12 protein-coding genes are annotated in these 12,100 nt (G+C 50.8%); 7 read left to right on the forward strand and 5 right to left on the reverse strand.

Annotated features, from left to right (window positions below; genetic code table 11):
• The first annotated feature begins 41 nt into the window (after positions 1-41).
• The 3 genes from LGV68_RS12790 to LGV68_RS12800 all read left to right on the forward strand — a co-directional run bounded on the left by LGV68_RS12790 (position 42) and on the right by LGV68_RS12800 (position 2,676).
• Entirely contained in the window at positions 42-944 is a 903-nt protein-coding gene (locus LGV68_RS12790; protein ID WP_038127320.1) for a LysR family transcriptional regulator, read from the forward strand.
• A 127-nt stretch (positions 945-1,071) separates the two neighbouring features.
• The gene (locus tag LGV68_RS12795; RefSeq protein WP_252535361.1) at positions 1,072-2,031 is read left to right on the forward strand and encodes a glutathione S-transferase family protein; all 960 of its coding nucleotides are present in this window, start codon (positions 1,072-1,074) and stop codon (positions 2,029-2,031) included.
• 36 nt (positions 2,032-2,067) lie between these two features.
• Positions 2,068-2,676: a dienelactone hydrolase family protein gene (locus LGV68_RS12800; RefSeq protein WP_100268480.1), complete on the forward strand. Its 609-nt coding sequence runs from the start codon at positions 2,068-2,070 to the stop codon at positions 2,674-2,676.
• A gap of 74 nt (positions 2,677-2,750) precedes the next feature.
• Here the strand turns inward: LGV68_RS12800 and leuE are convergent, their stop codons facing one another.
• A complete protein-coding gene (gene leuE / locus LGV68_RS12805; RefSeq protein ID WP_044362065.1) occupies positions 2,751-3,392 on the reverse strand; it encodes a leucine efflux protein LeuE in 642 nt (213 codons plus the stop codon).
• Positions 3,393-3,767: 375 nt separating this feature from the next.
• Between leuE and LGV68_RS12810 the strand changes: the two genes are divergently transcribed.
• The 4 genes from LGV68_RS12810 (at position 3,768) to LGV68_RS12825 (ending at position 7,322) form a co-directional block, all read left to right on the forward strand.
• Complete coding sequence (locus tag LGV68_RS12810) at positions 3,768-4,610, forward strand: DUF3100 domain-containing protein (RefSeq protein WP_047460777.1); 843 nt, start codon at positions 3,768-3,770, stop codon at positions 4,608-4,610.
• Complete coding sequence (locus LGV68_RS12815) at positions 4,603-5,073, forward strand: hypothetical protein (protein WP_222756670.1); 471 nt, start codon at positions 4,603-4,605, stop codon at positions 5,071-5,073. Before LGV68_RS12810 ends, LGV68_RS12815 begins: the two co-directional genes overlap by 8 nt.
• 143 nt (positions 5,074-5,216) lie before the next feature.
• Positions 5,217-6,392, forward strand: coding sequence for a M20 aminoacylase family protein (locus LGV68_RS12820; protein WP_081035218.1), 1,176 nt, complete (start codon positions 5,217-5,219; stop codon positions 6,390-6,392).
• A gap of 21 nt (positions 6,393-6,413) precedes the next feature.
• Complete coding sequence (locus tag LGV68_RS12825) at positions 6,414-7,322, forward strand: LysR family transcriptional regulator (RefSeq protein ID WP_055453740.1); 909 nt, start codon at positions 6,414-6,416, stop codon at positions 7,320-7,322.
• Between the two features lie 19 nt (positions 7,323-7,341).
• Here LGV68_RS12825 and LGV68_RS12830 read toward each other — a convergent pair whose 3' ends face one another.
• From LGV68_RS12830 to LGV68_RS12845, 4 genes are read right to left on the reverse strand one after another with little or no spacing between them, the layout of a single operon-like run.
• Complete coding sequence (locus tag LGV68_RS12830; protein WP_252535363.1) at positions 7,342-8,568, reverse strand: MFS transporter; 1,227 nt, start codon at positions 8,566-8,568, stop codon at positions 7,342-7,344.
• On the reverse strand, positions 8,569-9,345 hold the full coding sequence (locus tag LGV68_RS12835; RefSeq protein WP_020328297.1) for an ABC transporter ATP-binding protein: 777 nt from the start codon (positions 9,343-9,345) through the stop codon (positions 8,569-8,571).
• 2 nt (positions 9,346-9,347) lie between these two features.
• Entirely contained in the window at positions 9,348-10,400 is a 1,053-nt protein-coding gene (locus LGV68_RS12840) for an iron ABC transporter permease (RefSeq protein ID WP_032082069.1), read from the reverse strand.
• Positions 10,401-10,455: 55 nt separating this feature from the next.
• Positions 10,456-11,547, reverse strand: a complete 1,092-nt coding sequence (locus LGV68_RS12845; RefSeq protein ID WP_252535365.1) for an ABC transporter substrate-binding protein — start codon at positions 11,545-11,547, stop codon at positions 10,456-10,458.
• Positions 11,548-12,100 lie beyond the last annotated feature (553 nt).

The raw sequence follows: 12,100 nt of genomic DNA on the forward strand, positions 1-12,100 counted from the left end.
ATAAGCTTGCTGTAAATTCATGAAAATTATCAGGATAGCGAATGGACAGGCTGCAATGCGACCGAATGTTTGTCGCGGTAATGGAACTCGGCAGTTTCGCCAAAGCCGCTGAGCGCTTGGCAATCAGCAGCGGTCAGGCCTCCAAACTGATTTCGCGCCTTGAGCAAGAGCTCGGCGTACAACTGTTCAAACGCTCGACCCGCTCACTCGCCGCGACAGATGTCGGTCAGGCTTATTACGAGCGTATCAAACGCGTGTTGGACGATCTTGATGAGCTCGACGATTCGATTCGTAACGCCTCGCGCCTGCCGTCCGGCCGGCTGCGGATTTCCGCACCCGTCACGTTTGGCCAAAGCCAACTTGCCCCCAGCCTGATTGCCTTCTCCAGACAGTTTCCCGATATCGATCTCGACGTAAAATTCTCGGATCGCAGCGTCAATATTGTCGATGAAGGCTTTGATTTGGCGCTACGCATCGGCAAGTTAGACGACAGCAGTCTGATTGCCCGTAAACTGTGTGAAGTCCGCGTCGTGACCCTGGCTTCGCCGGAGTATCTGCAGCAGCACGGCATGCCCATTCACACTCGCGAACTTTCGCAGCACCATTGCATTATCGATACGAATTTTCGCGATCCCTACCACTGGCCGTATCTCAATGAGCAAGGCAAAGTGCAGGATCTTGCCGTCAATGGCCGACTCAAGTTTTCCAATGCCGATGTGTGTTTAGAAGCCGCGTGTGCCGGGCTCGGCATCGCGCGCCTGCCAACGTTTGTTGCCGCTCAGGCACTGCAACAAAAACGGGTTATTGCGTTGCTGCAAGAGTACGAAGTACCGCCTCTCGGGCTCTATGCGCTCTATCCGCCTGCCAAACATCTCGCTCAGTCATCCCGAGCCTTCATCGATTTTCTGGTTAACCGTTTTGCCAACGGCGCAGATTGGGAATAGCGATCGGTCAGGCACGCTATTTCTTCCATATTGGAAGGAAATAACTTCACCCTCGCCATCTAATCATTCATTTGGAAGTAAGTTAAAGTTTCTTCATCGCAATCAAACAGAGATTCTGAGGTGAAACATGCTGGTTAATGGTCAATGGACAAAAGAGTGGCACCCTGTGCAGGCAACCGACGAGAAAGGTGGTTTTGTCCGCCAGACATCAAGTTTTCGTGATTGGGTGGTTGCTCCCGAATCACTGGCAGCAGGCGAAAGCGCTAAGTTTATCGCCGAATCAGGTCGCTACCATCTGTATGTAGCGCTGATCTGTCCGTGGGCCTCACGCACGCTGATTGCTCGTAAACTCAAAGGATTGGAAGACGTCGTGAGCGTTTCTGTCGTCGAACCTCAACTGCTTGATGAGGGCTGGCATTTTGGCGACTTTCCGGGCGCCGACCGTGACGAACTGAACGGTTTTGAGTGGATGCATCAACTCTACACCCATGCCGATCCGCACTTTACCGGCCGTGCGACCGTGCCTGTCCTGTGGGATAAGAAAACCCGTACCATCGTCAACAACGAGTCTGCCGACATCGTACGCATGTTCAACAGCGGCTTTGGTGAGCTGGCCAATCAGGACTTTGACCTTTACCCGTCGGCGCTGCGTGAAGAGATTGATACCCTGAATGCGGAGATCTATCCAAAGCTCAATAACGGTGTCTACCGCGCTGGTTTTGCTACCACGCAGGAAAGTTACAAAGAAGCATTCCATGACGTGTTCACTATGCTGGACACTTTAGAAAATCGCCTGAGCGATGGACGTGATTACCTTTCCGGTCAACAAGTTACCGAGGCTGATATTCGTCTGTTCGTCACGTTAATTCGCTTCGACCCTGCGTATCATGGCATTTTTAAATGTAACTTACGCCAGCTGCGTGACTACCCGTACTTAAATGGGTACATCAAAAGCCTGCTGGATTTGCCGGGCGTGCGCAGCACCGTCAGCCTTGAACACATCAAACAAGGCTATTATTCAATTAAAGCACTGAACCCGAACGGGATTGTGCCGGTAGGTCCGGACATGTCGGATTATGGTTTGTAAGTACTGCGTGAACACGTGGTTCAGTAAGGAATGATGATGACAAAGAAAATTGTAATTCTGCTGCACGGAGTCGGCAGTTCTGGTGACGATCTGGAACGTCTGGGTGATTACTGGGCGCCATCAATGCCGGGCGTGAAGTTCCTCTCGCCGAATGCACCATTTCCGTTTGATCACGGTGGCGGTTACCAATGGTTCAGCCTTGATGGCATTAATGAGATTAACCGCCCGAGCCGGGTTCAGGATGCACGTGTCGCGATGGATCAAACCATCACTGATATACTGCTGCAACATGGCGGCTCTTGGCAGACCGACGACATCATTTTGGTCGGCTTTTCCCAAGGCACAATCATGTCGATGGATGTAGTGGCGAGCAGCCGCTTGCCCGTAAGAGCGATTGTGGGTTTCTCCGGCCGCCTTTCATCGCCGCAGCCTTATCACATCGACAACCAGATACCTGTGCTGCTGATTCACGGCAAAGGTGACCCTGTCATTCCTTATTCGGAAACCGAAAAGGCCGCCATTGCACTACAAGCAGCCGGCGTGGACGTCACCACTTTCCTTGAGCCTGGCATTCCGCACACGATTTCTCAGGCTGGTGCCGATAAGGCCGCAGAGTTTATTCGCCGCCAGTTTAATCTCGCCTGATCATCGTCAGCACTCAAAAACAGAATGGGCCTGAAATCTTCAGGCCCGTCGTTGTTGTTACTCTCTCACTGCCATTAGCTCAGACTGGCGAGTCGCGCAGCAAATCCCATGAAAAACATGCCGAGTAAGCCATTGCCCAGCTGCGACAAACGTTTGTTGTTTTTAAACATTTGCGTCAGTGATGTGCCTAAGAAAATCAGCGCACTCAGGTAAACGATGCTGAAAATCTCCAGAATCGTGGCCAGGATCAGGTAAGAAATCCAGGTGTGATCGTAGGTGTAGTCGATAAACTGAATGAAAAAGGATACGTAGAAAAGAATCGCTTTCGGATTGGTCAGACTCAGCGACAGCGATTTCGCAAACACGTTTTCGCTTTTCTTCGGACGCTCCACGCCTGCTTCATCATCCCCGCCTTTACGCAACAGAGAATGAATGATCTTCAGTCCGAGATACAGCAGATACGCCGCACCCAGATAACGAATGATGGTAAACAGCACAGGTGAAGTCTGAATCAAAGATGCCACGCCGAGGTAAGACAGCAGAATCAGCACCGCATCGCCAATCAGCACGCCCGATGCCGCTTTATAGCCCGCTTTGACACCAAACGACGAACTGGATTTCAGCACATACAAAGAGTTCGGCCCGGGAGCGAGAATGATCATGGTCAGCCCGACCATATAGGTCCAAATATTAATGACACCAAAACTCTCTAACATGCTGTCCCTCGCTATACCCAAGCTCATTCTACGACTAAGGAGATCGTGTATAACGCAAATACTCAATGAAGTCGAGAACAGAAAATAACCGATCTGAAAAAACACCTTCCCGTAAGATGATTGTCTGGTCTTTGAAGACTGATGCAGAAAGAGGCTGCCTGCGTGCGAGGGGTTATGCAGAGATTTATCCTATCTTACGATTCAAAGCCAAGTAAACGTTTGCATTGCTACACAAAGCAACAGAATCATATCTTGTGTTGCCTTTTTTAGAACAAATCGTTGGTTTTATATCATTAGTTCCAACAATTTATTTATGGTTAAATCATTGAGCACGGTTTTACTATGGAAATAAAAAATCAAATAAGGAAGCAAGCTATGGATAGTTTAAAAGGCCAGCTGGGAAACTGGCGGCTACATCTGACCGTCGTGGCAATATCGGTGGTTGCCGAACTGATCGGAATAATTAAAGTGCCACTGGGAAGCAGCAGCGTAGTGTTATTACCGCTGTTCTATGCTTTTATTTTTGGTCTGTTGCTCAACCCGAACGTGGTTAAAAAGGCCAAAGCGGTCATGAGTACAAAAGCCGCTGAAAAAGCCACACCCATTATCATTATTTCCGTTTTACCTTTTCTGGCTAAATTCGGCACATTGATCGGGCCATCACTGAATAAAATATTAGAAATTGGTCCAGCGATGATATTTCAGGAACTGGGAAACCTTGGCACGATATTAATTGCGATGCCTGTTGCGATTCTGGTATTGAAGATGGGACGTGAATCGGTCGGTGCCTGTTTCTCGATTGCCCGTGAACCGAATATCGCCCTGATTTCGGATAAATATGGCCTCAAAAGCCCGGAAGGTATCGGCGTCATGGGCGTCTATGTGATGGGTACCATGTTTGGCACGCTCTATTTTGGTCTGCTGGCTTCCTTGCTTGCGTCGACCAACTGGTTTGATCCGCGCGCCCTTGCCATGGCATGTGGGGTTGGCAGTGGCAGTATGACCGCCGCTTGCTCGGCTGCACTCGGCGCTTCTATTCCTGAAATGAAAGATGAAATCTTAGCACTGGCGGGAGCCAGTAACTTGTTGACCAATGCGACGGGTCTGTTTGTCGGCTTGTTTATCGCACTGCCGCTGACCGAGAAAATGTACCGTCTTCTGACCAAGAATCAGCCAGTCCGTTCATCCGCAGCTCAAGGGAGTGACCTCAATGTCTAATGCAGCTACCGCAAAAAACGTTAACGCAAACATCAACCTGATTGATTACGCGATGGTACTGGTCATTGTGTGTATTATCGCCCTGATCAGTAACTGGACCGGAACCGGAATTACACCCCTCTCCGCCCTACCCGGTATGATCATTATATTTGGCATGGTTATGGCTGGTTTATTTCTGGCCAAAGTGATGCCGTTTTATTTGCCATCGGTCGCCTGGTTGTCATTGGTCAGTGTAATACTGACCATGCCAGCCTCTCCGGTATCTGAATTTATTCTGACCTACGTAAAAGAAATTAATTTCTTAAGTTTGGTCAGCCCGGTATTAGCATACGCAGGTTTAGCCATCAGCAAACAAGAGGTCACGACGTTTAAGTCAGCCGGCGGGAAAGTTGTTATTATCGCTCTGCTAGTCTTTACCGGGACATATTTAGGTTCCGCTATCATTGCGAATATAGCTCTATAATTAATTATTCATCACCATGCTCAACGATTTGGCGCTGCAGTGCGATGGCGAATCAAAATAGCCAACGCCCTGCAACGTCAAATCAACAATCTATTTCAACACGTCAGCCACTGATCGAAGTGCACATAATCAAGATGTGAAAAATGATGACTCAATATATTGATCAGAACTCAAAAGAACACCAACAACTGATTGCCTGGAGACGCGATCTCCATGCCCACCCAGAAACGGCTTATGAAGAGTTTCGTACGTCCGATACCATCGCCTCCATCCTGAGCGAACTCGGTTTGCAAATCGAACGCGGGCTCGGAGGCACAGGTATTGTCGCGACACTGCATGGCAATCAGGGCGACGGGCCGACCATCGGCCTGAGAGCGGATATGGATGCGCTCGATGTCGTAGAAATGAATGCCTTTGATCACTGCTCTAAGCATCACGGCAAAATGCACGCGTGCGGTCATGACGGTCATACTACCATGCTGCTGGGTGCAGCCGTCTCCTTGTCCAAAAATCCCGATTTCAAAGGTACTGTCCACTTCATTTTCCAACCGGCGGAAGAGAACGAAGCAGGCGCTAAAGCGATGATTGAAGATGGCTTGTTCGAACGTTTCCCGATGCAGGAAGTGTATGGCCTGCACAACTGGCCTGCACTGCCAGCGGGTCAGGCCGCGGTGCATTATGGCGCGGTGATGGCCGCTTTCGATACGTTTGATATCACAATTAAAGGCGTAGGCGGACATGGCGCCATGCCGCATGATACGGTCGATCCTGTTTACACTGCCAGCCTGATTATCAACGCGCTACAAGGCATCATCAGCCGCAATCTTGACCCGCAAAAATCCGGTGTGATCAGCGTGACTCAGGTTCATGGAGGCCACGCTTACAACGTGATTCCGGAAGAAGTGACATTGAAAGGCACAACACGCTCTTTCTGCCCAAAGGTGCGAGACTTGATTGAAACACGCATGTTGGATGTGGTCAGAGGGATTGCAAAAGCGCAAGGCTGTAAAGCTGATATTCTCTATTCACGTCGCTACCCGGCGACCATCAACACTCAGCCGGAAGCGGAGAAGTGTCAGCGCGTGCTTGAATCCATGCCTGAGATTCAGCAAGTTCATGTGAACCCACCCGCGAGCATGGGCGGCGAAGATTTTGCCTTTATGCTGGAAAAACTGCCCGGTGCTTACATTTGGCTCGGCAACGGCAGCGACAACCACTCGCACAATCTGCACAGCCCGAATTACGACTTTAATGATGAGGTACTACCTATCGGTGCCAACTTCTGGGTTAAACTGGTTCAACATTTGTTAGCCGATTAATCGTACTCAGCGAAGGAACGTATGGACGAAAGAGCACTGAAGTATTTTGAAGTGGTCGCAAAAACGAAAAGTATTCGTGCAGCCTCAGAAGTGCTGCACGTTTCACCTTCTGCAATCAGTCGAAAAGTGTCGCAACTTGAAGCTCAGCTTAACGTCCGTCTGATGGATCGGATTGGCCGTGGCGTCAATCTTACTCAGTCCGGCCTTCGCTTAGCCGAGTACATTCAGGACATCAACCAACGGAAAAATGATCTGGTGTCCGACCTGTCTGAAATCGAGCATCTGCAAACCGGAACGCTGCGCCTTTCTGTGGGAGGCGGTTTTATTCCGGACCTCATCAATCATGCCATCGCACAATTTTCTCACCGCCATCCGGGCGTCAAACTGATCCTGCAGGTCGGTGGCGGAGATGACGTCATCGAAGGCATTAAGAGCGAGGAAGCCGATATCGGCATTTTGCTGAACGCGCCTCAGGATACCAAGGTGGATGTCCTGTTCTCCTGTCCGTTTCAGGAGCTGAGCCTGCTTGTACCGCCGCAGAGTCCATGGGCAAACATTCAGCTCTGCTCGCCTACACAACTCGCGGAGATCCCGCTCGCGCTGCTCAATGAAAGTTTCAGCATAAGACGTGCCATCAATCTTTATGAGGCGCGGCAGGAAATTCGCCTCAAAGAGATTCTGCTGTGTAACTCGTTTGAAGCGCTCAAGAGCTACGTCGAGGCCGGGCTTGGCGGAACGTTACTGCCGAAAGTCTGCGTGACGAAAGAGCTGAAAAATCAGTCCTTTGTGGCTATCGATATTGAAGGTATGCACACTCTGGACACCTCCGTTGATCTGGTGATTCGAAAAGGCAGGCCGCTCAGTGCCTCCATTCGAGAGATGAGAGATTGTATCGTCACCAGTATGAGCGCGTTTAATGCCGGCCTATGAGCCTGCGTTAAACGCAAACTCACGCCAGTTCCGGCTCCGATCCCTGCTGCTTGCTGACCTGAACATACAGTCCGATACCGGACAACGCGCCGAGCACGGCGAAGGTCAGCCACAACCAACCGGATGGAAACTGCGGTAAATCCAGCAGCCAACCCGCTCCCCAGTTTCCCGCAAATGCAAAAAAGCCGCCGATACAAGAATAGAGGCCGTAATAACTGGCCAATTTGGACGGCGTGGCGAAGCGTGGCACGTAGGCACCAATCAGCGGATAAACCATCATTGAACCGGAGCTGAGCAGTATCGCGCACAGCACAAACGGCAATGGTGGCCACGGCGCAAAGTGCAGATTCAGCGCCAGAAATGCACTGCCCATCAACGCCATGCCAATCCCCATCCCTTTGGCGATACCAAGCTGTTTGTCCACCCAGTGACTGACCGGCAGTTGCAACAACACGCCCATCAATGACGACACCATAAATACCCATGTGATCACCGACGGATCGCCAGTCTGAACCCGAGCCTGATGCGGAATAGACAGGTACAACTGATGAAACAGGATTTGATAGACGCACGCAGCGAACACAAAACGCATGAAGGGTTTGTTTTTCAGCATCGCCCACCAATCGAGCAGGAACAGCTGTTTTTCTGTCGCCGCCGGGGCGTGAACGTCTTTCGGCAGGTAATACCATTGCAGCAGAAGCAGAATGAAGAACACGCCTGCCGCCGAGAGTCCGACCCACATAAAGCTGACCGAGAACAACGTCAGACCAATCAGTGGGCCCAGCAACATCCCCGCTTCACTGGCCAGATTCTGCAAAGCAAACACTCGGTTACGCTCGCGAGCGTTCGGGTATTCCGAGGACAAATACGCCTGACTGCTGGGCGTAAACAGCGCGCCAGCAAAGCCGGTGCAAAACGCACCAACAAGAATCGCCGCAAAGCTGTCGCTGATCCCAAGTAAAAAGAAACCCACAATGCGAACGGCGCAGCCACACAGGATCATCGGTTTATAGCCGAACTTGTCACCCAGCGTGCCGCCAATCAGAAACAGCCCCTGCTGACTAAGCACACGCAGGCCGATGATTAAACCGATATACCAACCGCTGAAACCGAGGTTTTGCAAATGCTCTGCCAGATAAGGCAGCAGCATGTAAAACCCGAGGTTGAAACTGAAACTGTTAAACACCAGCACCCGGCCAGCGGCAGAGAGCAATCGCCAGTCCTTGACGAAATGATACAGCTTCATTTACGCGACCTTTTTCGAACGCAGCGTACGCACAAAAGGCACACCGTGTTCATCGGTGATGACTTGCGCCTCGACGTTATAAATATCTTGCACCAGCTCAGAAGTCAGCACCTGCTTGGGATGCCCGCAGGCCACCAGTTCACCCTGTTTCAGCACCAGCAGATTATCAGCATACTGCGCCGCCAGGTTGAGGTCGTGCAGCACCATCAGCGTGATGTATTGCTGCTCGCGGGTTTGCGTCACCAGATGATCCAGCAGCACGTGCTGGTGATGAAGATCCAGCGCGCTGACCGGTTCGTCGAGCATCAGAATTTGTGGGTCACGCATCAGCGCCTGCGCAAACAGAATCATCTGACACTGACCACCACTGAGCGTGCGCACATCGCGGTTCGCCAGATGAGACAAGCCCATGCTTTCCAGAATTTCCAGCGCGCCGCGCAGCATGGTGTCGTCCACTCGCAGGCTCAGGGCATCCAACTTGCCCAGCAGCACCACTTCAATCACGGTGAGGTTGATGTCGAGGTGAATATCCTGAGGCATGTAGCCAAAACGTGAGCGCCAGTGCGGCAGTGATTTGATGCTCAGTTGATCGTGTTGATGCGAAATCGTGCCACTGTTGAGTTTGATATCGCCAAACAGCGTTTTCAGCAGCGTACTTTTACCCGTGCCATTCGGACCAAGGATCGCCGTCACCTGCCCAGGTTGCAACGTAAAACTCATGTCACGCGCCAGCGTCAGCGAGCCAATCTGAATATTGAGTGTGTCAGCCTTCAGCATGATTAACCTCGCTTCGCCACGATCAGCCAGAAGAAGAATGGCACGCCGATAATTGCCGTCACAATCCCGATGGGAAACAGCGCGCCCGGCACAATCACTTTTGACAACACGGAAGCCGTTGAAAGCAAAAATGCGCCGATTAGGAATGAAAGTGGCAGGAAGAAGCGTTGATCTTCGCCCACCAGAATTTTAGCGATGTTGGGTGCCACAATGCCGATAAAGCCAATAATGCCGACAAAACTGGTTACGGTTGCCGTCATTACCGCCACGATAAACAGAATTTTAAGGCGCAGGCGCTGCACGTTCACACCGACGCTTTTTGCGCGCTCTTCGCCCAACCGCAGCGCCGTCAGTTTCCACGAATCCCGCATCAGCAGAGCAAAACCGCCCATCACCACCACAGCGGTGATGGTTAAGTTGCTCCACGTCGCTTTCGACAGACTGCCAAACAGCCAGAACAGAATTTGTTGGCTCAGCTCCGGTGAGGCGATGAACTGGACCAGCGACAACAGCGACTGAAACAGAAACAGCAACGCAATCCCCGCCAGAATCAACTGGCCTGACGTAATGTGACGCATGGAGGCCAAAGCAAACAGAAAACAGGCCGACAACATACAGCACAAGAATGCGCCCAGCGGCACCGCATAATGGCTGTCCATGCCCAGCGAACCGATGTAGAGCATCAGCGCCGCACCAAAGCCTGCCGCCGCAGCCATGCCCAGTGTGTACGGACTGGCCATCGGGTTATTGAGCAGCGTCTGCATTTCTGCGCCGCCAACCCCGAGCGAGCCACCGACAATGATCGCCATCAGCGCAATTGGCAAACGCAGGTTGGTAACAATCACGCGGGTTGAACCATCAACCTGAAATGGCAGACCGATAAATTCCAGCAGCGCATTCAGCACGCGCGATGCATCCAGCATCGATGGGCCAGTCATGATATCGAGCACAAAGGAAGCCAATAAAATGGTGCCAAAAGCACAAAGCACCACCCAGCGGCGGCGCTCACTCTTTCGTTGTTGTTCAATCGCTTGTAAAAGTATCGCGGATTGCATGTCACATTACCTGATTACACAAAGAGCAAGCGGCACATGAAAGTGCCGCTAAGAATTATTCAGAAAGAGAAACCGCAAAGGTGCCGGTTGGTGTCACCGGTAGGTACTCTTTATAGAAGTTGATGTATTCCGCTTCCGGGTCGAGATCATTGAACAAATCCGGGTACAGCGCTTTGGCGATGAACTGAATCATCGGGCCATCGAGAATACTGCGGCACGCACCGTGGTAGATACTGATCATGCGGTTGTTTTTCACCGCAGGCAGGCTATCCCATCCCAGGCGCTGTTTGTAACCTTTCAGGCGAGCCAGCGCGGTCGCGCGGTCAACGTCCTGACCAATCACCATCGCATCATCAGCACCGCCAAATTCATAGCCGGTGATCAGCAGTACATCCGGCTGAGCAGCCAGAACCTGCTCTGGGTTGAGGTGACCCCACCACTCGACAAACGGTTTAGAGATGTTTTCACCGCCTGCCATTTCCGACATCGCACCCCACATGTTTTTACCGAAGGTGTAGCCGTACTCTTTGGTGCCAGGAAAACCAAATTCTGCGTAAATGGTTGGTTTAGGCAGGTTCGCTTTGGCCAGACGATCCGCCACCAGCTGAACCATGTCCTGATATTGTTTCGCGATTTTCTCCGCGCGCACTTCCTGACCGGTGATCTGGCCGATGATCAGGGTGCTTTGTACGTGACGTTCAACGGTCTGTGCGTTGTAGTCAATCACAATCACCGGAATGCCAGCGTCTTCAATGCGGTTGACATCGTTGCCAAGGCCTTTGAACTGCCAGTCAGCCAGGACCAGCAAATCCGGATTGAGGCTAATAACCTTCTCTACCGAGAACGTTTGTGTGTCCACTTTGCCAACGTCTGGCAGTGTTTCCAATGACGGACGGTGCGCAACATACATCGCCCAGTTAGCAGGACGCCACTTCTCCCAAATCCCTTTCGACATACCCACCACGTTATCAAAGGATTTTTCGGTACCGATCGCCATGTAGTCTTCCCCGTAGAAGCCCAGCACAACGCGTTTTGCCGGAAGATCCAGCGTCACTTGACGATCAAGGACGTCAGTCACCGTCGTCACTTGAGCAAATACCTGCGGTGCAAACGAAATCAGCAACAGGGTCAGCAGCCGTTTTATCATTGTTATTTCCTTATCAACGAAGAGGGTCAGAAAGTAGTCTGGAAGCTATCTTATTTATATTTCCAACAATATCAATAAAAATGAATTCAACAATCATTCTCATTTAACTAATTGTACAAATAACTAGCAATCTGAATCCTCTAGCCCAAATTCCACTGCCCTTTTTCACCTATACGGATGACCAAATTAAGGGCGAATGCAGAATTCTCGGCACTCCTAAATGTAACTTAATTACAATAAAACGGCTATTCACAGTGTTTCACTCCTGTTTTGATGAAAAATTACGCAAATTTATTGATCCACGTCATAAACAGGAGTAAAGTGTGACCAAAATCTCATTTAGTTATGTCGATTAAGGTGACGTTATGTACGATAAAAAACAATCTTGGTCTATCAACCTTCGCGAGTTATTCGGCATGCTGGCAATGTTTTCAGCCACTTCATTGGTGGTTCTGATGCTAAGCCTGACCTGGGTTAATTTCTAAACCCGGGTGTAACGCGCAAAGAAAAGGCACTGCTGAGCAGTGCCTTTTTCGTTTCGGGTTTATGCCAC

This window comes from Vibrio sp. LQ2 (assembly GCF_023920125.1).
GTDB lineage: Bacteria > Pseudomonadota > Gammaproteobacteria > Enterobacterales > Vibrionaceae > Vibrio > Vibrio fluvialis.